This is a genomic window from Anaerostipes sp. 494a (assembly GCF_001940315.1).
GTDB classification, from domain to species: domain Bacteria; phylum Bacillota; class Clostridia; order Lachnospirales; family Lachnospiraceae; genus Anaerostipes; species Anaerostipes faecalis.
This window is the reverse complement of the sequence record NZ_MJIF01000001.1, coordinates 418044-444460: the sequence shown is the minus strand read 5'-3', so window position 1 is coordinate 444460 and position 26417 is coordinate 418044. Positions and strand designations below refer to the sequence as shown.

Below are 26417 nucleotides of genomic sequence, written 5' to 3'. Positions count from 1 at the left end.
TATACAAAGGAGACAAAATATGAAAGATTTTTTTATGGCAGCATATCCATGGATTATCACCGGACTCTGTGTTGTGGTGATGGCAGCTCAGATGATCAGAAAGAGAAGCAAGATTGAATTTGGAGGAAATGACAATGCCTGAATATATTCTCAAAAGGAGAGTATCATGGAAGCCGATTCTCATTGGTGCCATTGGATTTATTGTATCCGCAAGAGTGCTGGAGCTTGAGGTTCATATGTTTTGCATTGTATTAGATACACCGGTTTCACGTTTTATAGTAGAGGCGTCGTGGCAACGCCTATGAGAATATGTATGGCTTAATTGCCATGCGCTGTTCTCATGAAGCCCCCACTTCTATAAGTGGGGGTAGTTCACGTGATAGAAAGAATCCTGTGTATGGCGATACATATCTCATTGACATTAATTGTTTTTTATGGAATCAAAGAAAAGATAAGGGCTAAATGGCATAAAGAGCCGTTCTACCCTTATTTACTTTCCTGCATGGATCATATGGCATATCTAGTGCTGATACTGCCAAGAGCTTTTTTATTAATTATTTTTATCTGAAATCTGCTCCATTGCTTTTCTAAACTGGAAAAAGAACAAAATTGCAGTAAAGGTAACAGCAATGGCATCTGCAATAGGTTCAGCCATATATACGGCAATTGTTTGATTGGCTGTATATAAGTGTGGCATCAGATAAATAAGCGGAAGCAAAAGGATGAATTTTCTTGTTACTGCTACAATAATTGATGCTTTTGCATTTCCAAGAGAAGTAAAAGTCATCTGACATGCAATCTGGATACCAAATAGGAACATAGATGCCACATAGATTCTGAGAGCAGTTTTTGTAAATACAATTAAAGCTGGGTCAGAGGTAAACATGGATACAAAAACCTGAGGGAACAGCATAATGCACAGCCAGAGTAAAGTGGAATAAATCAAACTGGATTTTAGAAGCATATGATAGGTCCCTTTTACACGGTCTTTATTTTTTGCTCCATAGTTGTAGCTCATAATAGGCTGGGCACCCTGTCCAAGACCCTGAAGAGGTAGCATTGCAAATTGCATAACACTGGTTAAAATCGTCATGGCACCAACGGCAATGTCACCGCCATATTTTAATAGAGAAGAATTAAAGCAGACGGAGATAACACTTTCGCTGGCCTGCATAATAAAGGTGGCAAGACCAAGGGCAAGACAAGGAAGGATGATTTTTGCACGTAATCGGAGATTCGCTTTCCGGATCTTTAAAATTGTTTTTTTGCCTGACAGGAAAGAAACAACCCAGATACAGGAAATTGCCTGGGAGGTAATCGTTGCCAGTGCTGCACCACGCACACCCAGATGGAATCCATAGATGAAAATAGGATCTAGGATGATATTGCAAATTGCTCCGATCAGTACAGAAAGCATACCGGTTTTTGCAAACCCCTGTGTGGTAATAAAAGCATTCATTCCAAGTGTCAGTTCTACGAAAATCGTTCCAACAGCATAGATATTCATGTATGCAACAGCATAGTCAATGGTGTTTTCACTGGCACCGAAGGTCAACAGAAGGTTTCTGCTGAAAAGAAGAAGGAATACAGTCAGAGCCAGAGAAATCAGAATCTGAAGAGTAAAACAGTTTCCCAGTGTTTTTTCAGCAGATTCATTATCGTTTTTTCCCATAAAAATAGAGGCTCTAGGAGCACCGCCATATCCAACTAAAGCAGCAAAAGCTGATACAATCATAATAATAGGCATGCATACACCAACACCGGTCAGGGCCAGAGCACCATCTCCTGGGATATGACCGATGTAAATACGGTCTACGATGTTATAAAGCATATTGATGAGCTGAGCTGCCAAAGTTGGAACAGCCAGTTTAAATAAAAGTTTTCCAATTGGTTCTGTACCTAAAAAGTTTTTGTTGTCATTCATGGTGAGATGTTTTCCTTTCTAAATCATTTTTTATATTATTCATAATCTTGTCTGTTATTAATATATATTGTTCATATTCTTCAGAAGTCACACCAGAAAAAATCTGATCCAGAAAAGTTTTCTTTGCTTTTTCTACTTGCTCCACCAGAGGAAGTGCCTCTGAAGTTAGAGAAAGATGAATCTTTCTTCGGTCTTTTTCATCCGGATGGCGTATCAGCATTGATTTTTTGATTAGGGATTCCACAGCCTGTGATACATTTCCCTTGCTCAGCATTCTTAACTCTACAATATCTGCAGCCGTATCTTTTCCAGGATTATTGTGAAGAAAGCTGATGATCGTAATTTCAATCTGGGTAAGCCCGTAGCTTTTGCAGGCTTCTTTCAGATTGAGATCATATAATTTAATTGTTTTTCGTAGCGACATAAGATAATCTGTTGCTCGTTGCATGATACCACTCCTTAAAAGTTCTAAAAAGAACAGTTCTTAATAATACTATTGTAAAATTAATAAAGAAAAAGTCAAGAGAAAATATGACTTGACTTCCATATCTTACGCTTGTAAGATATAGATATTAAAAGAAAGAGATAAAATTAGTTGTTTTGCAGATTTAAATCTTACATATGTGAGATTTAAAGAGAAATGGAGGTCATAATGAAAAGAAAAAACAGATATAGGAGAGTAGTATTTTTATCGATTATAATACTAATAGCTGGTGCTTTCCTATGTATTTATCAAAAAAAGTACAAATATCAAGGAAGATTATTTTATAGGAAAAAATAAGAAAAGCAAAGAAACGGGGATATGATATTCCAATCAAGGATAAAGAAAAGAAAGAATCAGAACAGGATTGTAAAAAAGCCATGGAACTTACAAAAGATCTTTATAAAACTGCAGATAAAGGAACAGCATTGAATGTAGTTTTATCTGATGAGACTGTTTTAAAGATGCAGAATAAAATTAAAAATGCACAATGTCCGGTAACTACAACGGTATTGTATTCTGATATGAAAAATTATCAGGATATGGATCGTTTTCTTAGGAAGTCCCTAAAGGGAGAAAAAGGTTCAATTGATGTGGTATAAAAAAAGTTGACACCCCATTCTCAAGGATTTGATATATAATCAAGAGAATAAGGAGTGAACAAAAATGGCAGAAAACAGGAAATATGATCATGAATACAAAGTACAGGCAGTGAAACTTGCAAAGGAAATCGGACAAGCTAAGGCAGCCAAAGAGCTTGGGGTTCCCAAGAATACCATGTATGGCTGGGTAAGAGCCAACCGGCTTGGCAATCTTGATCTGGGAGCAGGCTCACAGACTCCACAAAGCGCCATGACACTTAATGAGGAACTTATCCGTCTTCGCCAGCAGGTGAAAGAACTGGAGAAAGAGAACCGTCGTTTAAAGAAGGAAAACGACTTTCTAGAGGAAGCCAGCGCTTTTTTCGCTGCGAGCCGTCTGAAGTCAGCAAAAACGAAAGAATGAAGTTTATTGCCTTAAAAACGAAAGACGGCGAATGGAAGGGGAATATCTCCTTTTGCTGTAGGGTTCTGCATGTCAGCAGGCAGGGATTTTATCAGTATCTTGCGAATAAAGACCGACCATGGAAGTATCAGCCGCTGGCAGATGCTATGATAGAAATCTATAAGGAAGACGAATGCAATGACACCTATGGGCGAATCCGGATGTACCAGGCATTGATCCTGAAACAGCCTGAAAATGTTGATATCCCAAGTGAACGCACTGTTTATCGTGTCATGGAAGAGATTGGTCTGAAGCATTATCCCAGACGGAAACCGAACGGGATTACGAAAGAAGACCGGGAAGCCAGGAAGTCAGAGGATCTCTTAAAACGTGATTTCAGTTCGGAGGAGCCGCTGACCAAATGTGTAACAGACATAACAGAGATCAAAGCCAGCGATGGAAAGCTATATGTTTCCGCTGTTTTTGACTGTTTCGATTCCAGTGTGATCGGACTGGCAATGGATACAAACATGAAAGCCCCGTTATGTGTACAAACACTGGAAAATGCCAGCAAAGCCTATCCGGATCTGCGGGGAGCAATCATCCACAGTGACAGAGGGAGCCAGTATACCAGCCGGATTTACCGGGAAGCGATCTATAAATATGGCATTCAGCAAAGCATGAACAGAGCAGGTGGAAGATGCCATGACAATGCCCGCTGCGAAAGCATGTGGGCCAGAATGAAATCCGAACGGTTATATGACCGTTATGATACGGAGAAGATGACTACAGATGAACTGAAAACACTAATCTGGAGATATTTCATGAGCTACTGGAATAACCGGAGAATCTGTTCTGCTAATGGTGGTTTGCTTCCGATGATTAAGCGTCAACAGTACTATGATTCATTACGGGAGGCAGCATAGGTTGAACATCCTTGAGAAAAAAGTGTAAACCAATATTGACAATATCAGAATGAGACTCAAGTATGTTGTTAAAAGCAATATACTTGAGTCTTTTTTGTTTCATTAGGAAAGATTTTGTTATGCTAAAGCGTAAAAGTCTTTCCATGAAATAAAAAAATTCCGCGCGGATGTGCAAAAGAAAGTAGTATAAAACAAGATAATTTAAAGGAAGTGAGATTAATTATGCAAAAGATGATTCAAAATGTACCTATGGCGATTGTTGTTTTGATAGTAGGTTTTATTTTTTGGTAAAGGGAGCTGATTTTTTTGTAGAAGGGAGTTCAGGTGTAGCAAAAAGACTTAAGGTTCCATCTGTTATAATCGGATTAACCATTGTAGCAATGGGAACTTCCCTTCCAGAACTTGTAACATCTGTAGTTGCAGCTAGAAAAAATGAAGTGGATATGGCACTGGGAAATGCAATCGGTTCTAATATATTCAACATATTAATGGTGATTGGAATAACAGGAGCCATCAGTCCTATTGAATTTATAACAGAAAACATAATTGATATTTCTGTACTTTTTGTATTTAGTATCATAGTGTGGTGCCTGGGATGGAAAAATAAAGGACTTAAACGCAAAGAAGGTATATGCATGATAGCGTTATATGCAATATATATGTTTTACATATGTATACGGTAATTTTAATGAAGATAGGAGATACGAAAGATGAAATGGAATATGTTATTTTTCTTTAATAGTGTACTGCTAGGTGTCGGGCTTGCGATGGATGCTTTTTCAGTGTCGCTTGCAAACGGATTAAATGAACCAACAATGAAAAAGAAAAAGATGTGCGGAGTTGCAGGAATATTTGCTCTTTTTCAGGCAATAATGCCAATGATTGGATGGATATGTGTATATACAATTATTCAATATTTTAAGGTATTTGAAAGTTTTATTCCTTGGATTGCACTGATTTTACTGCTTTTTGTTGGTGGTAAAATGCTTTGGGAAGGAATCAAGAGTAAAAATAAAGAAATCGAAAAACCAGAGGTTGGGCTGACTGCCCTTTTTGTACAAGGTGTGGCAACATCAATAGATGCATTATCTGTTGGATTTACCATTGCAGAATATAGTCTATCTATGGCAATTGTATGTGTCGTTATTATTGCAATCGTGACCTTTGTAATCTGTATAACAGGATTAATAATTGGTAAGAAATTTGGAACAAAATTTTCAAATAGAGCAACCATATTTGGAGGTGTGATATTAATAGTAATAGGTCTGGAAATATTTATAACGGGTGTTTTATAGAAAATTATAATATTGACTGCGTAAGAGATGACATATATTTTAGACACATTTATGTGAAAAATTCACCTATCTGTTTCAGTGGAATTTTATTATAATAAGAACATAAAAAGATGGTCTATTATAATAGAAGAAATGAAATGGAGGAGTAAGAGATTATGAAAAAAGGCGGAAATATTTTACTGGGTGTTATTTTGATTATTATTGGATGCATTTTAGCACTGAATATATTTGGTATTACAAATATTGAACTGTTCTTTGATGGCTGGTGGACTTTCTTTATTATCATACCTTGTGTGATCGGATTGTTTAATGAACATGAAAAAACAGGAAATATTATTGGCATTTGTATCGGGGTATTTTTGCTTCTATGCTGTCAGGATGTTTTGGATTTTGATCTGATGTGGAAGCTGCTGTTCCCTGTTGTTATTATTATCGTAGGTCTCAAACTGATTTTTGGCGGGATGTTTGATAAAAGAAGAACGGAAGCAATGAACAAAGTAAATAGAGATAAAATGAAAACCGAAGCAGCTGTATTTTCAAGTGCAAATTTAAATTATGATAATGAGATTTTTCATGGGGCAGAGATAAATGCTGTTTTTGGCGGTGCAAAATGTGATCTTAGAGGGGCTGTGATTCAAGAAGATGTAGTGATTCAGGCATCTGCGATTTTTGGCGGAATTGATATTTATGTACCTGAAAATGTCAATGTGAAGGTTACTTCAAATTCTCTTTTTGGAGGTGTCTCCAATAAACACATGAATATTAGAACAGAAGGAACTGTAACAATTTATATAAATGCTACCTGCATGTTCGGAGGAGTTGATATCAAATGACAAGTATTCAAAAAATTATAAAATATTGTGCCATCGCCTTTGCTGTCTTTTTAACAGTAAGCATTATTGGTGGAATCGTTGGAGCAATTTCATCTGTATCGTTTTTTGTTGGTGATGATATTTCTGGTGATATGCAGAAATATTCAATCAGTGGAAATATAAAGAACCTTGATCTTGATATTAATGCTTCATCCTTGAAAATTGTGTGTGGAGATAGATTTGGTGTGGAAAGCAATCATAAAGATCTGTTGGTGAGAGAAAAAGAAGGAAAACTTTCTATTTCTGAAGAGAAAATGGGATTAAGAAACTATGCAAAAGCTAAACTGATTGTGACAATACCGGAAAATTCTATATTTGAAGATGTGGCTATTTCCACAGGAGCAGGTAAAGTATCTGTGGATACACTGTGTGCGAATACGATATATCTTAATTTTGGTGCAGGTGAAGTTGATATAAAACATCTAAGTGCTTTATCCAGAGCAAAAATTGATGGAGGAGCAGGAGAACTTACAATAAGAGGCGGTGAGCTTCACAATTTAAATATGGATATGGGTATCGGTGAACTTAATCTTGAAAGCAGACTCACGGGAAAATCCAAACTTGATTATGGAATAGGTGAAACGAAGCTTTCTCTCATTGGAAAAAAAGAGGATTATCAGATAGAACTTGATAAAGGAATTGGCAGTGCAAACCTTGATGGGAAAGCAATGTCAGATGATAGTATATATGGAGACGGTGAAAATAGAATCTCTATTGACGGAGGTATCGGTTCTATAAAAATCCTATTTAAGAACTAAGGTGATAACTTATGCTGGGAGGAAGTTTATGATTCGAATGGAAATTGCCTGCTTTTTAATATTAGGATTTATTGCATTTATCTATTTTCTGGCAGGGCAAAAGCATACATCATTACATAAGACCTTTTCAATGATTCTGATTGTAGCATTAGTACATCTGGTATCAGATGCATCTACTGTTTATACAGTGAATCATTTGGATTGTGTACCAGTATGGCTCAATGATATTCTGCACCGTTTTTTTATAGGAACTATGGTTGTGGTTGTATATCTCTTTTACCGGTATATATCTTTTTTAATTGAAGAAGAGACGGGTAAAAAAATGCGATTGATCTGGCTGGCAAATATTGTTCTTTTTCTGGCCGAGGTTGGAGCAATGGTTTTACCGGTACATTATGCAGTAACCTCCCAGGGAAACTATTCCGATGGGATTCATGTATCCGTGATTTATATAAGTGTGACCTTCTATCTTACTCTGTGTTTAGGCATACTTGTTTTTTACTGGAAGCAGATCAATAAAAAGAAGAAATGGATGATTATGGCGGCTCTGATTGTTGAATTATGTGTATCGGTTGTTCAGGCTATGTTTCCAACAAGCTTAATTAGTGGAATGGGTATTACGCTGATGATCTTGTCTTTTTATCTGACTCTGGAAAATCCGGATATTCTTCGGGGAGAGCTGACAGAACAGAAGTTATCCATGCTGTATCTGAAAAGTCAGATTAATCCGCATTTTTTATACAATACACTGGACACCATACGTATTCAGGCAGAGCTAAATCATGACAAGGAAACAGCGGAACAATTAATGCATCTGGTGGATTTTTTCAGATTGAGTGTAAAGGTCGACAGACAAATGGTATCGTTGGAAGAGGAGCTGGAACTTTTGGATGCTTATCTGGAACTGATGTGCTATCGTTATCCAGAACTTAAAGTAAGTTATGATATTGCACCTCAAACTGGAGAGGTGATGGTGCCAAACTTTATTTTACAGCCACTGGTGGAGAATAGTCTTCTCCACGGCCTTAAAAATAAAGGATATCATGGTGAATTAAAGATTATTGCAAAAGAGCATCAGGGAGAGTTTCCTGCTATAGAAATACAGATTGCAGATTCGGGGAGTGGATTTGATAAAGCAACAAAAGAAAAAATACAAGATATGTTGATACATTACAGGGAAAAGGAACAGAAACTGGAAGGAAACAGCATCGGTGTTCTCAATGTACAGAAGAGAATAAAACTTCTTTGCGGAAAAGAATACGGTCTTTGGTATACAGAAAATGAAAACGGTGGAGCAACAGCTCATATGCTGCTCCCTATGAATGGAAGGTGAAGCTGTGAAGAAGTTGAATGTATTATTAGTGGATGATGAAATCAAAATCAGAGAAGGATTTAAGAAGCTGTTTGACTGGGAAAAACATGGATGTGAAGTTGTAGGAGAAGCAGCAGATGGAATGGAAGCAATCAATCAGATTGAACTTTTAAAACCGGATATTGTGATTATGGATATCAATATTCCAATCATGAATGGGCTTAAAGTAATAGAGCTGAGCCGAATGAAATATCCATCTATGGCATTTGTTATTGTATCCGGTTATGATGATTTCGCTTATTGTCAGCAGGCATTACGTCTGCAGATAACGGATTACATCTTAAAACCAGTCAATTTTGAAGAATTCGGGACATGTATTGACCGATTAAAAATGGCATTCTATAAGTCTAAGATTCATGTGGAAGAGGAGAACCATGGACAGGATATGAGAATGATTGTTCATATTACAAAACATTTGCAGGAACATCTGGATGAGGAAATCAGCCTTACATATTTGGCGGAACAGTTTCATTTGAGTGCACAGTATATCAGTCAGTTGTTTAAGAATGAAATCGGAGTGAATTTTCTCGCATATCTTACGAACCTTCGTATGGAGAAGGCAAGAAAACTTCTAGCGACCACTGCTATGCCTATTGCAGAAGTTGCGGGTTCCGTAGGGTATAATGATTATAGAGCTTTTACCAAAGTCTTTAAGAAAAACGAGGGCATGACTCCATTACAGTATCGTAGAGAATTTTATGAAGGAACAATATTCTGATAAGGAAAATCGGCAATTAAATCATATTTTTCTGTAAAAAAACGAAAATACCTGTTGACTCTCCCTTTAGAGGAGGCCACAAAATAGGGTTTGTAACGAGGAGGTGAATGTTAGATGATGAAAATCGGTGAATTTTCAAAACTATCCCATCTTACAGTGAAAGCACTCAGATTTTATGAGAAAGAAGGCCTTCTGATACCGGCATCGATTGATTCGTGGAACGGATATCGGTTTTATGAAACTAGTCAGCTGAAGAGTGCTGCAAAGATCAAGTCATATAGACAACTTGGTTTTTCCATTAATGAGATACGGGATATATTAAATGGCAAAGATACGAGAAGTATCTTTACAGAAAAAGCAAAAGCATTGCAGACACAAAAAGATGACATTGAAATTCGCCTCTCCATAATCAATCATATTTTGGAGGAAGAAGAGATGAAGTATCAGGTTACAGAAAAAATAATTCCAGCAGCAATCGTTTATTACGCAGAAACAGTTCTGAATAGGTATTCCGACAGCATACAGTGGATTCCTACAGTTGGAGAAGAATGCAGAAAACTGAATCCGAATTTAAAATGTACAGAACCACCGTATGAGTTTTGTGAGTATCCAGATGGTGAACATAAGGAAACAGATATCCAGATTAGACACAGTGAAGCCGTTGTAAGTCGTGGCGTAGAAAGTGAAAACATTAAGTTTCGTGAAATTCCGGAAACAAAGGTCATTAGTATTTTCCATAAGGGTGCATATGACCAGATTGGTGAAGCTTATGCGTATATTATGAAATATGCAGAAGAGAATGGATACGAAGTGTCTGGTCTTGCCCGCGAGTGTTACATCGACGGAATTTGGAATAAGGAGTCAGTAGAAGACTGGCTGACAGAGATTCAGCTTCCAGTGAAATAACGAGATAGATCATGTTAAAATAATTCACATACGAATTCAATTTATGTTAAAAGTACTGGTGGAAACTAGTACTTTTTTTCATTACAATAAACATGAAAGATATGAAAAATATGATTTATAAAAAAGAAAAGAGGTATTTTTATGATAGCAGAAAATATCCAGTTATTAAGAAAACGAGCAGGATTGACCCAGGAAGAGGTGGCAGATATTGCTGGAACGAGCAGACAGACATTTTCAAAATGGGAAACGGGTGAAAGCGTACCAGATGTGCTTGCCTGCGACAAGATGGCAAATGCATTTGGGGTAACACTGGATGATTTGCTTCATTATGATGAAAAGGCAAATCTTTTACCATTTCCGCCAAAAGGAAAGCACTTGTTTGGAACTGTTACAGTGGGAACCAGAGGGCAGATTGTTCTACCAAAAAAAGCACGAGAGATTTTTCATATTGAAGGAGGTGATTCCATTGTTGTGTTAGGAGATGAAACACAGGGAATTGCTTTACTAAAAGCAGAAGAAATGATGGAATTTATTCAAAAGGCCTTAAAAAAGGGAAATGAGGAGATGTGATTTTATGAGAAAACTATATTTAGATAATATTCGCTGGATTACGATTCTTCTGGTTGTGATTTTCCATAGTTTTTACTATTACAATAATATTGATGTTGTCAATATTACTTTACACTTTTTTCTCAAGGATATTCGACCTATGCTGCCTCCTGCAATGAATCATAGTATTGCTGTCTCTTAATCATAGGGGGTAAACCTCCATTAGCAGAACAGATTCTCCTATTGTTCCAATAACTGATGAAGTATCTCCAGATAAGTGTTTTTAATTGTTCTACTGTCATTGTAGTAGTGTTGTAGCGTCCATAGAATAATTCCTCTTTAAATCTTGCCCACATGCTTTCGCATCTGGCATTGTCATGACATCGGCCGCCTGCACTGTTCATGCTTTGCAGAATGCCATATTTATTGATTGCTTTACGGTATAATTCGCTTGTGTACTGTGTTCCTCTGTCGCTGTGAAGGATTGCACCACAAAGTGCCGGATATGCTTTAACAGCATTTTCAAGTGTCTGCTCGCACAGGGTTGCTTTCATGTTTGTATCCATGGCTAACCCCAATACTGCTAGATCATAACAGTCAAAGATGGCAGAAACATAGAGTTTTCCATCAGCGGCTTTTATTTCTGTCATATCAGTTACACATTTTTCAAGCGGTTTTTTTGCTGTAAAGTCGCGTTTTATTAAATCATCTGATTTACGGGCTTTTTTGTCCGCTTTGGTAATGCCGTTTGGCTTGCGTTTTGGTTTATGATTAAGACCAATTTCTTCCATGACGCGATAAACAGTTCTCTCGCTTGGAATATGAACTCCATCGGGCTGTTTAAGCTGTAATGCCTGATACATACGGATTCTTCCATAAGTATCATTGCATTCATCTTCGTTGCAGATATCCAGCATAGCATCTGCTAGTGACTGATATTTCCATGGAGCAACCTTTGTTTTCAGATAATGATTGAATGCCTGCCTGGAAACTTTGAGAGCCTTACAATAGAAAGAAATTTTACCCTTAATCCTGCCGTCATCCGTTTTGAGTGCAATAAACATTAGTCTCTGTTTTTTGCGGACTTCCGACGGCTGGCTGCGAAAAAAGCACTAGCTTCTTCAAGGAATTCGTTTTCTTCCTTTAAATGACGAATTTCTTTATCCTGTTCCTTAACACGCTTTCTAAGCTCGATAAGTTCATCGTTAAGGGATAATGCTGCCTTAGGTGAGTGGACAGCTTCATTTGCGCTGAGTCGCCCTTCTTTGAAGGCTTTTATCCAACAGTAAATAGTTCCATCAGGAACACCTAATTCTTTCGCTGCTTTATGCCCACCTATTTCCTGAGCAAGCTTTACAGCCTGTGCTTTAAATTCGTTGTCATAAGATTTTTGCGTACGTTTTGCTGACATAATAATTCACTCCTTATTCTCTACTGATTATATATCAAAATCCTTGAGAATAGGGTGTCAACTTTTTTTATACCACATCATTGGATTTTCGGTGTAAGAAAGAACAGACCAGATAAGAAAACGAATAATAGTTTAATCATGACAAGGAGGAAAAACCTATGAAAATCGTAATTATCAATGGACAGAATCATAAGGGCAGCACTCGTATGGTTGCTCGTGAACTGGCAGAAAAAGTTGGAGGAGAGATTAAAGAGTTTTTCCTGCCGAGGGATTTTGATGAGCCATGTCTCGGATGCTGGACTTGTTTCAAAAAAGACATGAACCACTGCCCGCACTATGAGAAATTGCGACCTATTACAAAGTCTATGGAAGAAGCAGATCTGATTATTCTGGCAAGTCCCGTCTATGTGTTTCATGCTACCGGTCAGATGATGTCGTTTCTTGATCACTATGGCACTCGCTGGATGGTACACCGGCCAAACGAAAAGATGTTTTACAAGCAGGGTGTCTGCATTTCAACTGCAGCAGGCGGAGGAATGAAGAGCACAAATAAGGATATGGGTGACAGTCTTGTATTTTGGGGACTGTCTCATGTGTACCGTTTGGGTATTGGAGTACAGGCAACAAAGCCTGCTGAAATTCCACAAAGAATTCAATCAAAAATTCATAAGAAGACCGATCAATTGGCAAAGAAAATACGAAAAAATAAAGGAAAATCTGGTGTGACACTGAAAGGTCGCTTTTGGTTTTATCTGGTTCGGCTGATGCACAAAGCATCTTCTGACCATATGAACCCGGACTATTCCTACTGGGAAGAACGTGGGTGGCATGGAAATAGGCGACCTTGGAAATAGATTCTACAGGAAGAAAAATACCTGGAATGTTTTCCATTTAATTTATTGTTCTATTATGCTATAATGAGAACTAAAAAATGAACTTGAAAGGACATCGGATAATTTTGAATAAGAATAATACAAAATATAAAATCAGTGATGACGTTGTTTCCTTAGATGAATTGAAAAGAAAATTTAAAAAGGAAAGAAGGCATTACTATATTTTTCTAATTCTAGTGATTTTTTCTCTTGTCTATTTCTTTAATGCAGCAGTAGATTTTAATGTTTTATATTTATTCATGGCAATTCTATTATCTGGATTGGCTATTTTGGTGCATCAAAGTTACAAAAAGCGAAATCAGAAAACAGGGCATTGTTCTGCTGATTCTATTTCTTACCTGAAAAGTTATATGACCAATATAGCAAGAGAACAATCAATAGCATTTTTCTTGGCTTAACAATATTTATCTATTTTGCTGTCTTTATTATCGGATTAAAACAAAATTCTAAAACATCTGAAATATTAGAGTTTGTTTATACGAATCTATTTTATGTGGAAATTATTTTTCTGATTTTCGGAAAAAACCTTCTGTTAACCAGGTGGCTTGGCAATATGATTCAAGATGCCAAAGTAAAAAAATTCTATCAGCACCTTAAAAGAATTATTGTCTTATCCGTTTTTTATTGGATGATTTTTTTGCTTCTTATTATCGTATTTCAGAACGCGTACTATGCTAATGTCTTTCTTATTGCCGCTGTTCTCTATGCCATAGGAATACTGGTTTATAATTTAATATATCGTAAGAAGATTGTTTATCACAATCTTGTAATCAATAAAAAAAGAGCAATTATTTATTTCGTAATTATCTTTATTTTTAGTGGATATCAATTTATGCAAAGAGATTTTTGGCTAACACAACCATATATTAATTCTGTTCCCAATATATATGATAAGGCAAATAAAATCGAATATAATGAGGAAACGGGAGTCTATACAATAACCAACGATAATAAAGATGATTTTAAAATATTGCAATTAACGGATATTCATTTAGGGGGTAGTGTTTTCTCGTACAGGAAGGATATGAAAGCACTAAAAGCTGTATATGAACTGATTGACCATACAGATCCTGATTTTGTAATAGTAACTGGAGATCTAACTTTTCCAATGGGAATCATGATACAGAATCTATTGCCACTTATTCGGAACAAGATTTAAATTCTCTATATGAAGCTTTATCTTATAAGACTTCTAAAAATTTGTTATATCCTTACAGACAGCCTCACGTTACGGGTAGAAATAATCAATTAATTGAATTTAGAAATGTGGATGGTTCTTTCAATCAGGCAATTTTCCTAATAGATTCCAATGCTTATACAGAGGGATCAATCAATAGCTATGATTATATTCATGATGATCAAGTAGATTGGTATCAGGAAAATATAAAAAGATTAGAAAAGCAAGAAAGAAAAGCTATTTCTTCTATGTTATTTTTCCATATCCCGCTGCAGCAATATCGTACAGCTTATGAATTGTATGAAAAGGGCAGTAAGGAAGTAACTTACTATTTTGGGTCAAATGATGAGAAAATGATAAATAAAGTATGTGCTTCTAATTATCCGAGTAAGATTTTTGACACAGCTTTAAAACTGGGAAGTACGAAGGCATTTTTCTGTGGACATGATCACTATAATAATATGTCTTTAGAATATAAAGGAATCAGATTAACTTATGGCATGAGTATTGATTACCTTGCTATGCCGGGAATTGAGAATGATACAAAGCAAAGAGGCGGAACATTAATCACGGTTCATAAGGATAGCAGTTATGACATTGAACAAATTCCTCTTACTTCGATTGAAAAACAATAAGATGAACCCTAATTTCCTAATATGTCAAAAAATGATACGGATTGCAGATTTATGGCTATGCCAGCCTATATTGGCGGAAAATTTGATATGGCGGGTATGAAGTGGTATGGGGGAAAACAAGAAAGTAAGGTTCTGATATGGAAAGCAGACTTGCAATTTATAAATTATTTTTTTGATTTTAATGTTACTAAAACAATAAATTTAATCATGACTATGTTATAATAGACATGTAAAAATAGTAATTATTTATGGATGATATTGGAAGAGGGGACTAAAGAGAATGAAAAAGAAAAGATCTCCGCTGTATAAGAGTTTTGGATATGCATTTGAAGGGATTGGAAGAACTATCCATGAAGAACGAAATATAAAGATTCACCTTACTGTGGTGGTACTGGTTATTCTGTTTGGAATTCTTCTTTCAATTTCGGAAATAGAGTGGCTGATTTGTTTTTTACTTTTCGGGCTGGTCATTAGCCTTGAACTTGTAAATACAGCAGTTGAAGCAGTGGTTGATCTGGTCACCGAAGAAAGAAAGCCTCTTGCAAAAAAGGCAAAGGATGCAGCAGCGGGGGCAGTTCTTTTTTCTGCAATGATTGCAGCAGGCATTGGATTTAAAATTTTTATACCAAAGCTGTTGGAAATATTACGTTTTTAAGGAGGTCATGATTATGTCAAAGATTAATTTGGGTGAAGAAGTAAAGAAATTATTGCTTGCAGGTATTGGCGCAGCAGCTACGACTGTGGAAAAATCAGAAGAAATTCTAGATGATTTAATACGCAAGGGAGAGCTGACCGTGGAACAGGGAAAAATCCTAAATCAGGAATTGAAACGTACTGTCCGTGAAACAACACAGAAAAAAGATAAAGAGGATGTGCAGGATAAGGAAGTTGATTTCGAAGAGTTTGTCAAGAGTCTGTCACCGGAAGAATTCTCAAAATTAAAGGAGCAGATGAGCCGTGCTGAAAACGAATGATTCAGTCAGAAATGAATCTGGAAGCCGCTTGCCTGAGATGACTGCCATTTTACGGAAATACAAGATTATGCAGGGGATAAATCCGGAAAAGCTGCGACAGATACTGGAGGAGCTTGGACCTACTTATATCAAACTTGGACAGATTATGGCACTGCACTCAGACATTCTTCCGAAAAGTTACTGTGAAGAACTTATGAAGCTGAATTCCAATGTACCTCCCATGCCTTTTCATATGGTAGAGGAAGTGCTGGAAGAGGCATATGGCTGCAGATCCCAGGAAATCTTCTCTTTTATTGAAGAAAAGACGCTCGGTTCAGCATCAATCGCCCAGGTTCACCGGGCAAAGCTGAAGACTGGTGAGAATGTGATTATAAAAGTTCAGAGAAAAGGGATCCATGATACCATGTCCCGTGATATTGGTCTTTTAAAACATGCAGCCAGACTGATTATGCCAGTGGCAGGAGTTGCAACGGGATTAAAGGATCTTGTGGATCCGCAGATGGTTCTGGATGAACTCTGGCAGACGGCACAGGAGGAAATGGACTTCCTTACAGAAGCTTCCAATATGGAGGAATTTTGCAGAAATAATGCAGGAGTGGCATATGCTGGATGTCCAAAACTGTTTAAAGAGTATACTACAAGCCATGTGCTTGTTATGGAATACATCGACGGTTTATCAATCGATGATGTTGATGGCCTGAAAGAAAATGGTTATGATCTAGATGAGGTAGGGCGGAAATTTATCAATCATTTTATTAAGCAAGTGATGGATGATGGATTTTTTCATGCGGATCCACATCCTGGAAATGTGAAAATTCATGACGGGAAAATTATCTGGATTGATATGGGCATGATGGGACGGCTGAGTGAAAAAGACCGAAAGATTATGGGAGAAGGCGTACGAAGTGTGGCCAGACATGATGTTCAGGGGATTGTGAATGCAGTTCTTGGATTCGGATCCTATAGAGGGACACCAGACCGGGAGCGGCTATATCATGATGTTAGACAGTTTCTTGATGATTATGGTACAGTTTCCATGGGTGGAGTCAATCTGCCAGAGATTCTGGGAGAACTGATGGAAATCATGAAGAAAAATCATATCAGTATGCCTCATGGAATGACGATGCTTGCCAGAGGGCTTGCACATATGGAAGGAGTTTTATCTGTAATCAGTCCAGAGCTGAACATGGTTGACATTGCCATATCACGTTTTATGGAAGATTATCTACAGCAGATAGATTGGAAAAAAGAACTGGAAAAGAATGGAAAGAAATTGTATCGGGCTGTTTCAAAAGGAGCTGATATCCCTTCTCTAACTGCAGATGTCCTGAATGATTTCGTAAAAGGAAGGACAGAAGTAAATCTGAATTTAAAAGCGTCCTTGGAGTTTAGAATGCTGATTGACCGGGCTGTGCGCAATACTGTAATCGGGCTGTGTGTAGCTGCACTGCTGATCAGTTCCAGTGTAATCTGCATGACAGACATGAATCCGAAAATTTTACACATTCCTGTCCTTGGATTTGTTGGATATGTTGTGGCTCTTCTTATTGCTGTATTCTTTACGTTACGGTATTTTGCCAGAAAACTAAAATATAAAAAACTATAAGAAAAGGAATATAAAAACAGATTGGAAAAAGTAAGTATTTTTCTTTCTCTACAGGGCTGTGAACTATCTGATTTATAATCGGCTGGTGCACAGCTTCTTTTATTTCTGCTTTGAAAAGTAAATTCTTCTTGATGTTAGTATAAATTAGTGGACACGAAAAGTTCCATACAGTAAAATTTATCGTAGAAAAGATGTCTTAACAATAAGATTCTAATCAATCTAAAATGCTGCACAGACATCACCTATATTCATACATGACGGCCGAATTAATAGTTAAAGCTGTTTAAAATGCTTGTCTGAATGTATCTGGCCCATCAGGGATTATCCTGCATAGCAATCTAGGACTCAGTATACAAGAGGACAATTTCAATAAATATGAACGTGATTTTTCTACTTATTATGGTGGGAGAAGTAGTTCAAAATATGCTATTATCATGGATAGCGAACGATGGATGATAAAGTTTCCTAAGAATGACATATATCAGGATGCACTGGGTACTGGAGTTTCTTTTTTTACAGATGAAAATGATAAGAACATTCATCCTTTTCAGTATATTGAGAGCATGCAGAATCCGGATTGTACAAAAGCACTACTTCGTTTTGCGGAACATATTGATATGAAGAAGATAGAACAGCTTATTGAAGAGATTCCTGAAAATATTGATGAAATCTTTGTAATAACAGATGCTCAAAACAATATTATAAAGCAGTTTTTCATATGATGCTGGAAAAAGGTATTTTCCCTATCATAAAAAAGATGCATCGGGGGTTTATGCTTTAATAATGGAAGATCAGAGATATATCCATTGCACGGTATGTAAAGAGGCATTTTTCATGAGCACATATATTTCGGAACTTTTTCAGCACAGAACGAAACTGCTCCAGACAGATAAAAAGTTATGTAGAAAATGATAATTTGATTCCTCCAATGGCAGGGAGATATGCTGGATTCCTTGTATGAGAAATTCAATATTGCCCACCCTGCAGATTATATCGGTCATTTCTTATCGGTCAGTGATATCGTTGTCCTCAATGAAGCTGGTATAAATTCGTAAATATTGGTTTTGAAGTAAAGCTTGAAGCTGACTAGATTGATATGGTTGGCTTTAGGCTATTTTTTATGTGTAATTATCGGGAATGTCGCCTGTTATGCGACCAAGAAATGAGCAAACACTATTATGATAATTGAAAATAGATGTGTAATTTACAGATGTGGTTTATAATGAATGTACTATGTATAGAGAGGAAGTCGAAAAAATGGCAAATGAAAAACTGATGGAAGAAGTTGGAAAGTATATAGATAAATACTATGAACCAGAAAATGATGATATTAAAATGGATAAAGAAATGAAATCTATATTTGATAAGATTACTAACTTTCGCAAAAGACGTGGAAAAGATAAAAAGGTAAAGAATCTACAAGACTCTCAGGCTGATTATGAACTGGATGTATCAGCACCAAAAGAATTTGACTCATCCAGTATGAAGAAAACAAAAATTACTAAAGGAATGTCCCAGACCATATCGACAAACCGAAATATTGATGACCTTATGAGTCAGATGGAAGAGACATTTTCTCAAAGATTACTCCGTATGATCGATGAGAGGGGAATGACAGATTCTGAAGTTTATACAAAGGCCTATGTGGATCGGAGACATTTCTCGAAAATTCGCAAAGATGTCTACTATACACCAAATAAAAAAACAGTACTGGCATTTACCATAGCATTAGAACTGTCGTTGGATGAAGCTAAGGATTTACTTCGAAGTGCAGGATTTGCTTTGTCTAGAAGTTCCAAGATGGACATCATTGTGGCATATTTCCTGCAGAATAAAATATACGATATGTTTGAAATCAATGATGTGCTGTATGCTTATGGACAACCAGTATTTGGGTAATAAAAAGAGGGCGAAATACAATGTCGCCTGCTATGCGACCAACTCAGTTGGTTCTGTATATAAAATGTGATTATAAATGATTGAAGGAGGTAATCACATGAATACAGGATTAACTGAGTTGGTTTTTGTTTTGGATAGAAGTGGTTCTATGGGGGGACTGGAGAGCGATACGATCGGTGGTTTCAACGGGATGATAGCCAGACAGAAAGCAGAAGGGAACAAGGTAAATGTGACGACGGTGTTGTTTGATGATGAAGTAGAGATTATTCACGATAGATTTCTGATTGAGATTATCGAACCTCTAACGGAAAAAGAGTATTATGTGCGAGGGTGTACGGCTCTTTTGGATGCTGTGGGTGCTGCTATCGAAAAAATTGATAATGTCCAGAAACATCTGCCAGAAGCCCACAAAGCAGTAAAAGTTATATTTGTCATTACCACGGATGGTCTGGAAAATTCTAGTGAGAATTATACCTACGAGCAAATTCGGAAAATGATCAGTGCAAAGAAAGAGTGCGGATGGGAATTTCTATTCCTTGGCGCGAATATTGACGCTGAAAGAGAGGCAGAAAAGATTGGTATCGCCCGTAACCGCTCTGTGACTTATGAAAATGATCCGGAGGGTGTTGCCATCAATTTTAAAGCAGTGGGTAGGGCGGTATCCAAAGCAGTACAGGCAGAAAACATGGAAGATGTGTTTGACGGTGACTGGTCAGAGGAAATTGTAAAACATAAGAGAAATAGTCAGGGAGGAAAGTAATTATGGCAATCATGGAATGCCCGAATTGTGGCGAACAGGTATCAGACAAGGCAAAAAAATGTATGCATTGTGGAGAAATCCTGATTCCAGAAGAAAAAAGATACTGTCAGGAATGTGGGATAGAATTGGAAGATGGAGTGGATGTATGTCCGAAATGTGGATGCCCCGTAGAAAATATAGAAAACAGTGAAACAGCACCGCAACAGGTGGAAGTGACTGGCGTAAAGATAGATGGAAAATCAAAGAAAATAATAGCGATTGTGGCAATGGCGTTATTGATGGCTGCATTGATTGCAGTTTCTGTTGTACAGGGGCAAAAGAAAAAAGAAGCGGAAGACGCAGCAAAGAGAATCAAAGAGTATTCTTCCAATCTGGAACTTGTAACGTATTCTATGATTTCTGGAGCTGGAGATGCGGAAAAATGTGGAAATCTAATCAAAAAGGTATGGTATAACGCAATTTATGAAGAACGGAATGATTCTACAGATAAATATACTAGACCGAATGGTTATTTTGTATCAGATTTTAACGATGCATTACAGAATTTATACTCAGATTCTTCATTCAGTCTTCAGGTAAGTGGTATCGAGGATAATCAGGATACGGTAAATACTCAGATGAAAAAGCTGAAAAATCCGCCAGATGAATATGAGGATGCATACGAAGCCGTTACGGAGTTGTATGATGCGTATCTCACTTTGACAAATCTAGCAATAGATCCTACGGGTAGTCTGCAGACATTTTCATCCAATTTTAATAATGCAGATTCGGAAACAGTAAAGTGTTATGATGCGATAAAAATGTATCTGGAAGATTAAAACGAAGAATTTTGTATTTCTGTATAGACACTTTTATGAGGAGTCTAGAACGGCGTTATTTTAGACCGTTTTAGACTCCTTAGTTCCTTATTTACCAGAATATCAGTTTTGAATTATTACTCAAAACGGTAAAAAAATCCCCGAACGCAAAAAATATTGTATTCATTGTAATAACCTTATGATATACTATTTACAGTAACTTATTTGTAGCCCATAGACGTAAATATAAGTGTTTATAACAGATTATAAGGAGAAGATATGGCAGTATCTTATAAGAAATTATTTAAAATGCTGATTGATTGGGATATGAAGAAAAAAGACTTCAGAGAATTGACTGGTGTGAGTGCCAATACTGTCAGTAAATTGGCAAATGGGGATAATGTAACCGTAATAGAAAAAATCTGTAGGGGTCTGAATTGTACGATTGATAATATATGTGAATTCCTGCCGGATGAAACAAAGGCTAATGAGAAAAATATACGGAGGAATGAGAATGAATAGAAATCAGTATAGTGCAGGTGCAGTAAAACACTCCTTCTGGTTTATGGAATTTCGCAAAATTATGGTTGGATTTTATTATGGAAAAAATCCTAAAACTATGTAGCAGGACACGGTCATGCAACATAAGGTTTGGATACAGAGGAAAGGATTTATTGGCGATAACAAGATTCTATACGACACATAAAATATATGAAAGTATGATTAAAATCACAGAAATTGATAAGGTTCTTCGAGAGAATATGGAATGCGAAAGATTTGATAAGGGTGTTTAATTTTATTGAAAGCAAACCCCAAATGTTGACATCATCAAAAATTACTCCTTGTTAGTGAGTATGTAAAAATGTCTAAAACTGTATCAGAGATATTTTCTTATGTAAATGAGATGATTAATAAATATGGTTTAGATGATGAACAGGCTTTAGCCGAGTGTCCGGAAGAAAAATTGGAGATAATAAACGTATTGCTGAAAGATGATATGGAGATATTGTCAATCGGGGAAAAACGTATTAATTATGAAAACTTTCGAGTAGATGAGAATGTGGCTTATGATTTAATGACAGATTTTCGCTATATGAGGCCAGCTGCTTCTTCTTTAGATGGGGTAAGGTATCCGGCACGTTTGTGGAAATTAGTGTTATTGAAAACGTGTAAATTGTTATGGGAAAAAATTATAGTATTTTTTAGAATTTTGTGGATGATAAATTTATGCAGGAAAAACCAGAACTTATTTTTCAAGAGATAAAGAAACTATGTGGAAGCCGAGTTGGTTAATGGAACAAAAATATTTGTGGAAACCAATTTGAGTGCAAATAGTATTCGCGATTTGATTGTAAGAATGTTGGATAAATATAGAATTCCTCATGCCACTTATCAGATTTACCTTAGTAAGGATTTAAATCCTCTCCACATAGAAGAGGATAAGCTTAATGATATCAGTACAAAAGATACATTAACAACGAAAGTATTAGATATGCAAGAAATTTGTGACGATTATAATTATAAGACTGAAAGGTGTATGAATGAGAGTTCGCCGTATTTTATTATGGAGTGTTGTAAAAAAGAGAACTGTTCTTATATTCAACAAAACCAAGTGATACATGATGAATAAGAAGTCCATTGTACGTGAAATGATTGGAACACATACATTGATGTATCAAGGGTTTACAAGTAGTTATACTGCTAAATTTGTGATTAAAAAAAGATTGTATGTATGTGGAAAATGCAAACCGTGCTTCGAGCGAGGAAAGGCGATATTTTTAGGATATTAGTCCCATTAGATGATGAGCATTTGTTTGATTTTATTTGATGAGTGTCCGAAAGTGTGATGAAGAATAAGATTATAACATCTCGTCAAGTATAGGAATTATTGCAAGTTAGGCAGAGGTGTGTAAGAGTTATTATTGACCTTAAGAAAAAGGTAATTATATGATTGGTTAATATTAAAACATCTTTTTGGGGGATACGAATGAGATCATTTATAATTTTTGAATTAATAAAAAAGATAAAAACAATTTTTTGGCATTCAACAGAAAAAAAGGTAAAAGATAGTAGGCAGTTGGCGGTTTCAAAAGAAGTTTTCTCAGACAATGATTCTGGTGTATCTCAAAATATTGAGTCTGATTCGACATTTATTGTAAAAAATGAAACCGTGTTACCAGAAGACGATAATATTATGTTGCTAGAGACTGATATGGATGACTGTGCTTCTGAAACTCCTATAGAATCTTTTGAAATTCAAAAAAACTCGGATGTAATAGAACTAGAAAAGTTGCTTTCGTCAGAAAACGTTGTAGGTGATGCAGAGGCGATGGTTAGTGAGAAAGCGGATCTTGATGAGGAAGTCATTGCTAAGTCAAATACAGATTTAATTGAGGAAGATTTTCACAAGGACGAAGAGAAAACGCTGGATGAAGTACTTGTAGATAAAAATGTATCTACTTACAGTAGAAAAGAATTGGAGAAAATGTATCAGGATGAAATTAAACTTATTGTACATCCACTCAATTCTATTAATCTAAAACTTCTTCATATGGTGGAGGATAAAAATGAGTATACGCATCTTCGAAATCGCATTTTGCAAGAATTTTTGGATGTTAAACTGCTGTGTGAGATAGAGATTAATGATAAAGAGTATGAAATTCTATGTGATTATTTTAAAAAACAATATTTATTTATAAGACGGGATGTTGGACATTCGATAATTGATGTTTTATTTTCAGTTGCCCTGGTTCAAATTGGAATACGAAATTACGATGGGAATTTCTGGAAACATATTGCAAAAGTTCTCTGGGATAAGGACGATAAAAATATTCCAGTCAATCAGAGAACATGGATTGGCGGTACTTTCACGGAAACAATGATGGGATTTGGGAAGCCTATATTTAAGGAAACAGAATATGTAACTAATATTATGATGCATTGTTTTGTGGCTGATAAGTTCTTACCGAAATTTTTCGAATATTTGTTCCAGTATTATAATTTGGATATGGAACGTGATATTTCATCTGGAGTCGAAGAAGAAAGTAGGTATATTTGTGACAGCATAAAAAATCCATATGCAAAAAGGAAACAGTTTTTGTCAAATTATTTGTATTTGACTGTAAGAGGAAATCAAATATATTGTCAAAAGTTGATAGGAAGCCTATTAAAATTGATTGATCAAAGCTTTTGGGATGAATACATAGAAGAAGTTGATAATTGTAGAATTATTGATAATTTTGAAAAGTGGAAATTAGAAACGAACTATTTTCGAGATGAAAAAAGAAAATTGCGGAATAGTATAGCCGCTAATAAAAGGATAAAAAATTTCAGGTCCCCACATTTGGTATGTGATATGGAATCTATAAAATTCCAGGTTATTTTACCTGCACAGAATTTGCCTATTGATATAGGAGATGTTCAGGTGGAATGGCAAATAAACAGTAAAAAATGCAGGACAGTTCCATGTGATATCCAAGAGGGTTATTTGGGTAAAAAAACAAAGGAAATAGCGATACCGATTGAAAACAATGAAATTTTCTCTCCTTTTAAGTTTACATTATTTGTAAACAATCAAGAAGTTCGAAATTTTGTGTGGAAAAAGCATATTCTGAATTTTTTTCATGCAGAAGGAGAATGGATCAAGGGAGAGAATTTGCCGGAAGGAATGATTTATGCATTTGCAGAAGCAGGGACACAGATCGAGGCAGATGGATTATTAAATGTTTCTGTTCGTCAGGGATTAAATTTTTATGAATTTAATCTGACTGCTGGAGATCTGATTAGTGTAGCAGGTGGTGAGAATTATTATGTAGGAGAAATTCAATCTACAGGATTATTGAACGAATACAAAATAGATGGAATGCTTTTTGAAAATGAGGGAAAGAAAGTATCAGTTTATAACAGACTTCCGACTTTGATCATTGATGTTGAAGATAATAAGTTTAATGGGACAGCTGTCATCATCAATGATAAAATAACAAAGCTTTCAGAAAAAAAATTCTTTCGTATTAGTCATGGAAAGCAAGATAGCAGGAAATTTTACTATATTGATTTAAAATCAATGGAAGGAATCTGCGAGGGCATAAATAAAATAGTAATAGATTTTCCAGCAAGTACCAGAAAAATTTGTTGCGAATTTGGTTATTTTCCAGAGTTTAAGTATATGTTTGAGGATGCACCATACATATATATGAACCGTGGAACATTATCGTTCAATAGAAAACTGGAAAAGGGAATGATTTTTGCAAATTCAGAAGAAGAAAATCAGAAATATGATTTTGAGTTAGATGTTATAAAATCAAACTGTCTTGTTATGCCTGTACAGTTCAAGAAGGGTATCGTGGACGCAGAGTTTAAAGTGCCTGTCTTTTTGTATAGCTGGGATAAAGAAATATGGTCGTTGCAAAGGGCAAGGGACATTTGGCATTCAGAGATGAGGGATACAGTGTATATAAATTATCCTGCGACTCGAATTGCATTAAGTATACGAGGGCGAGAGGAAGATAAACCATATATTGTGTTCAATAGAAATTTAGAAGATTTGTTTGAGTGTGATCTTACAAAATTAAAAACTTATCTGGACAAGAATAAAATGATGCAGACTATTACGATGGTATGCCAAGGAAATGAGTATGATGTTTTACGTATTGTTATGAGGAGTTTTCTAAAATCTGCCTTATTGGAGGTTGATTATGAAAAAGATTGTGTCTTGGGTACATTTGATATTATCGGAAAAGGAGAATATTATGTAGATATATTATGTGAGAAAGAATTACTGGTGGAAAAGAGATATATTGACGGAAATGCTATAGAATTAAACATTCCAATTCGTTCAGCAATGTATATGGTTAGGGTATATGAGATAGAAGGAGATGAGTTTTCTTTTGATGAAGAATATACTCTTATCGGGGAAAATACAGTTAAATTGGTTGACCCGAAAGAATTAGAAGGTACATGCATTAGACTCAATAGCATTATTTTAGCAAATAATCAAGATCAACATTTGGAATTAAGTTATGAATATATGTTTTTTGTTAAAAAAAGAGTTAGTGGTCACAAATACTTGGGGATGATGGTGGAGCTATTTCACAAGAACAATATTAAGAATGCGTCAGTTGTTATGATTGACATTCCGAATTTGAATGTAGCAACATGCATGACGATAGTGTTTGTTGATAATAAAGATGGTGATGAGTATGAATTTTTGTATGATAGTTATTCTAAGCGAATTGTTGAGAATGAGAATCCGAGGTACAGCAAATCGGAGGCATACAGAAGGTACGAGCATGTTCTGTACAGTGATGCATATTTGTGGAATGTGCAGTTTATAGAAAAAAATAAAGATATTATGGATAAGGGATATGGTTGGATTAAAAACCATCAGACCATTAAAGAAAATAGAAGTATTTGGAAAAAAGATCTCATATTTGAAGATATACCTATTGATTAGTTAAGTATGAGATTGCAGATACAATTAT

Annotated in this window: 36 protein-coding genes; 32 read left to right on the top strand and 4 right to left on the bottom strand. The window is 36.0% G+C overall.

All coding sequences use genetic code 11. From position 1 onward, the window contains the following. The first annotated feature begins 19 nt into the window (after positions 1-19). Both BHF70_RS12745 and BHF70_RS12440 read left to right on the top strand, forming a co-directional pair. Positions 20-142 carry a hypothetical protein gene (locus BHF70_RS12745; protein WP_269145769.1) on the top strand — a complete coding sequence of 41 codons (123 nt, stop codon included), beginning with the start codon at positions 20-22 and terminating at the stop codon, positions 140-142. Beyond that, entirely contained in the window at positions 135-305 is a 171-nt protein-coding gene (locus tag BHF70_RS12440) for a hypothetical protein (protein WP_158024873.1), read from the top strand. The genes BHF70_RS12745 and BHF70_RS12440 overlap by 8 nt, the downstream gene beginning before the upstream one ends. Positions 306-550: 245 nt before the next feature. Here the strand turns inward: BHF70_RS12440 and BHF70_RS02330 are convergent, their stop codons facing one another. Together BHF70_RS02330 and BHF70_RS02325 are read right to left on the bottom strand one after the other, a co-directional pair. Next, positions 551-1924 (bottom strand): MATE family efflux transporter, encoded by a 1374-nt coding sequence (locus tag BHF70_RS02330; RefSeq protein WP_075758727.1) that lies wholly within the window; start codon positions 1922-1924, stop codon positions 551-553. Then, positions 1917-2372, bottom strand: a complete 456-nt coding sequence (locus tag BHF70_RS02325) for a MarR family winged helix-turn-helix transcriptional regulator (protein ID WP_075758726.1) — start codon at positions 2370-2372, stop codon at positions 1917-1919. Before BHF70_RS02325 ends, BHF70_RS02330 begins: the two co-directional genes overlap by 8 nt. Before the next feature lie 329 nt (positions 2373-2701). Here BHF70_RS02325 and BHF70_RS02320 point away from each other — a divergent pair, with 329 nt between their 5' ends. The 12 genes from BHF70_RS02320 to BHF70_RS02260 all read left to right on the top strand — a co-directional run bounded on the left by BHF70_RS02320 (position 2702) and on the right by BHF70_RS02260 (position 10987). Next, positions 2702-3007, top strand: a complete 306-nt coding sequence (locus BHF70_RS02320; protein ID WP_330390966.1) for a DUF6070 family protein — start codon at positions 2702-2704, stop codon at positions 3005-3007. A 64-nt stretch (positions 3008-3071) separates the two neighbouring features. Beyond that, positions 3072-3410, top strand: coding sequence for a transposase (locus BHF70_RS02315; protein WP_075758724.1), 339 nt, complete (start codon positions 3072-3074; stop codon positions 3408-3410). Beyond that, a complete protein-coding gene (locus BHF70_RS02310) occupies positions 3407-4315 on the top strand; it encodes an IS3 family transposase (RefSeq protein WP_075758723.1) in 909 nt (302 codons plus the stop codon). Before BHF70_RS02315 ends, BHF70_RS02310 begins: the two co-directional genes overlap by 4 nt. Positions 4316-4599: 284 nt before the next feature. Next, positions 4600-4998 carry a sodium:calcium antiporter gene (locus tag BHF70_RS02300; protein WP_075758721.1) on the top strand — a complete coding sequence of 133 codons (399 nt, stop codon included), beginning with the start codon at positions 4600-4602 and terminating at the stop codon, positions 4996-4998. Positions 4999-5025: 27 nt separating this feature from the next. Beyond that, positions 5026-5610, top strand: a complete 585-nt coding sequence (locus tag BHF70_RS02295) for a manganese efflux pump MntP (protein WP_075758720.1) — start codon at positions 5026-5028, stop codon at positions 5608-5610. A gap of 155 nt (positions 5611-5765) precedes the next feature. After that, entirely contained in the window at positions 5766-6443 is a 678-nt protein-coding gene (locus tag BHF70_RS02290; RefSeq protein ID WP_075758719.1) for a LiaF transmembrane domain-containing protein, read from the top strand. After that, positions 6440-7240 (top strand): DUF4097 family beta strand repeat-containing protein, encoded by an 801-nt coding sequence (locus BHF70_RS02285; RefSeq protein WP_075758718.1) that lies wholly within the window; start codon positions 6440-6442, stop codon positions 7238-7240. Before BHF70_RS02290 ends, BHF70_RS02285 begins: the two co-directional genes overlap by 4 nt. A gap of 28 nt (positions 7241-7268) precedes the next feature. After that, positions 7269-8573: a sensor histidine kinase gene (locus BHF70_RS02280; protein ID WP_075758717.1), complete on the top strand. Its 1305-nt coding sequence runs from the start codon at positions 7269-7271 to the stop codon at positions 8571-8573. Between the two features lie 4 nt (positions 8574-8577). After that, positions 8578-9330 (top strand): response regulator transcription factor, encoded by a 753-nt coding sequence (locus BHF70_RS02275; RefSeq protein ID WP_158024872.1) that lies wholly within the window; start codon positions 8578-8580, stop codon positions 9328-9330. Positions 9331-9444: 114 nt separating this feature from the next. Then, on the top strand, positions 9445-10236 hold the full coding sequence (locus tag BHF70_RS02270; protein WP_075758715.1) for a MerR family transcriptional regulator: 792 nt from the start codon (positions 9445-9447) through the stop codon (positions 10234-10236). A 141-nt stretch (positions 10237-10377) separates the two neighbouring features. Then, positions 10378-10806, top strand: coding sequence for a helix-turn-helix domain-containing protein (locus BHF70_RS02265; RefSeq protein WP_075758714.1), 429 nt, complete (start codon positions 10378-10380; stop codon positions 10804-10806). A gap of 4 nt (positions 10807-10810) precedes the next feature. Continuing rightward, positions 10811-10987, top strand: coding sequence for a hypothetical protein (locus BHF70_RS02260; RefSeq protein WP_192846120.1), 177 nt, complete (start codon positions 10811-10813; stop codon positions 10985-10987). On the opposite strand, the gene BHF70_RS02255 is transcribed toward BHF70_RS02260, so the two are convergent. Both BHF70_RS02255 and BHF70_RS02250 read right to left on the bottom strand, forming a co-directional pair. Further along, positions 10944-11849 (bottom strand): IS3 family transposase, encoded by a 906-nt coding sequence (locus tag BHF70_RS02255; protein WP_075758466.1) that lies wholly within the window; start codon positions 11847-11849, stop codon positions 10944-10946. The two genes, BHF70_RS02260 and BHF70_RS02255, sit on opposite strands and share 44 nt — an antisense overlap. Beyond that, positions 11849-12196, bottom strand: coding sequence for a transposase (locus BHF70_RS02250; protein ID WP_242946281.1), 348 nt, complete (start codon positions 12194-12196; stop codon positions 11849-11851). Before BHF70_RS02250 ends, BHF70_RS02255 begins: the two co-directional genes overlap by 1 nt. 158 nt (positions 12197-12354) lie before the next feature. Here BHF70_RS02250 and BHF70_RS02245 point away from each other — a divergent pair, with 158 nt between their 5' ends. The 18 genes from BHF70_RS02245 to BHF70_RS02165 all read left to right on the top strand — a co-directional run bounded on the left by BHF70_RS02245 (position 12355) and on the right by BHF70_RS02165 (position 26389). Further along, complete coding sequence (locus tag BHF70_RS02245) at positions 12355-13050, top strand: flavodoxin family protein (RefSeq protein WP_075758712.1); 696 nt, start codon at positions 12355-12357, stop codon at positions 13048-13050. Positions 13051-13127: 77 nt separating this feature from the next. Further along, the gene (locus BHF70_RS02240; protein ID WP_075758711.1) at positions 13128-13487 is read left to right on the top strand and encodes a hypothetical protein; all 360 of its coding nucleotides are present in this window, start codon (positions 13128-13130) and stop codon (positions 13485-13487) included. 155 nt (positions 13488-13642) lie between these two features. Continuing rightward, the gene (locus tag BHF70_RS02235) at positions 13643-14248 is read left to right on the top strand and encodes a metallophosphoesterase family protein (RefSeq protein ID WP_075758710.1); all 606 of its coding nucleotides are present in this window, start codon (positions 13643-13645) and stop codon (positions 14246-14248) included. A gap of 41 nt (positions 14249-14289) precedes the next feature. After that, positions 14290-14901, top strand: coding sequence for a hypothetical protein (locus tag BHF70_RS02230; RefSeq protein ID WP_075758709.1), 612 nt, complete (start codon positions 14290-14292; stop codon positions 14899-14901). Positions 14902-14952: 51 nt separating this feature from the next. Further along, the gene (locus tag BHF70_RS12835) at positions 14953-15123 is read left to right on the top strand and encodes a hypothetical protein (RefSeq protein WP_158024871.1); all 171 of its coding nucleotides are present in this window, start codon (positions 14953-14955) and stop codon (positions 15121-15123) included. Between the two features lie 58 nt (positions 15124-15181). Continuing rightward, positions 15182-15556: a diacylglycerol kinase family protein gene (locus BHF70_RS02220; RefSeq protein WP_075758707.1), complete on the top strand. Its 375-nt coding sequence runs from the start codon at positions 15182-15184 to the stop codon at positions 15554-15556. Between the two features lie 13 nt (positions 15557-15569). Next, a complete protein-coding gene (locus BHF70_RS02215; RefSeq protein ID WP_075758706.1) occupies positions 15570-15875 on the top strand; it encodes a hypothetical protein in 306 nt (101 codons plus the stop codon). Between the two features lie 37 nt (positions 15876-15912). Next, on the top strand, positions 15913-17481 hold the full coding sequence (locus tag BHF70_RS02210) for an ABC1 kinase family protein (RefSeq protein WP_075760496.1): 1569 nt from the start codon (positions 15913-15915) through the stop codon (positions 17479-17481). 452 nt (positions 17482-17933) lie between these two features. Next, the gene (locus BHF70_RS12595; RefSeq protein ID WP_242946292.1) at positions 17934-18203 is read left to right on the top strand and encodes a hypothetical protein; all 270 of its coding nucleotides are present in this window, start codon (positions 17934-17936) and stop codon (positions 18201-18203) included. Between the two features lie 219 nt (positions 18204-18422). Beyond that, a complete protein-coding gene (locus BHF70_RS13095) occupies positions 18423-18536 on the top strand; it encodes a YodL domain-containing protein (RefSeq protein WP_083638252.1) in 114 nt (37 codons plus the stop codon). Positions 18537-18738: 202 nt separating this feature from the next. Next, positions 18739-19380 (top strand): helix-turn-helix domain-containing protein, encoded by a 642-nt coding sequence (locus BHF70_RS02195; protein ID WP_075758704.1) that lies wholly within the window; start codon positions 18739-18741, stop codon positions 19378-19380. Between the two features lie 97 nt (positions 19381-19477). Beyond that, complete coding sequence (locus BHF70_RS02190) at positions 19478-20140, top strand: vWA domain-containing protein (RefSeq protein WP_075758703.1); 663 nt, start codon at positions 19478-19480, stop codon at positions 20138-20140. 2 nt (positions 20141-20142) lie between these two features. Further along, positions 20143-20958: a zinc-ribbon domain-containing protein gene (locus BHF70_RS02185; RefSeq protein ID WP_075758702.1), complete on the top strand. Its 816-nt coding sequence runs from the start codon at positions 20143-20145 to the stop codon at positions 20956-20958. A 258-nt stretch (positions 20959-21216) separates the two neighbouring features. After that, the gene (locus tag BHF70_RS02180) at positions 21217-21459 is read left to right on the top strand and encodes a helix-turn-helix domain-containing protein (RefSeq protein WP_075758701.1); all 243 of its coding nucleotides are present in this window, start codon (positions 21217-21219) and stop codon (positions 21457-21459) included. Beyond that, positions 21452-21562: a DUF1819 family protein gene (locus BHF70_RS12590; protein ID WP_242946290.1), complete on the top strand. Its 111-nt coding sequence runs from the start codon at positions 21452-21454 to the stop codon at positions 21560-21562. The genes BHF70_RS02180 and BHF70_RS12590 overlap by 8 nt, the downstream gene beginning before the upstream one ends. A gap of 237 nt (positions 21563-21799) precedes the next feature. Then, positions 21800-22201, top strand: a complete 402-nt coding sequence (locus tag BHF70_RS02175) for a hypothetical protein (protein WP_075758700.1) — start codon at positions 21800-21802, stop codon at positions 22199-22201. Between the two features lie 21 nt (positions 22202-22222). Continuing rightward, complete coding sequence (locus tag BHF70_RS02170; RefSeq protein ID WP_143249357.1) at positions 22223-22567, top strand: hypothetical protein; 345 nt, start codon at positions 22223-22225, stop codon at positions 22565-22567. Between the two features lie 321 nt (positions 22568-22888). Then, positions 22889-26389 (top strand): hypothetical protein, encoded by a 3501-nt coding sequence (locus BHF70_RS02165; protein ID WP_143249356.1) that lies wholly within the window; start codon positions 22889-22891, stop codon positions 26387-26389. Positions 26390-26417: the final 28 nt, after the last annotated feature.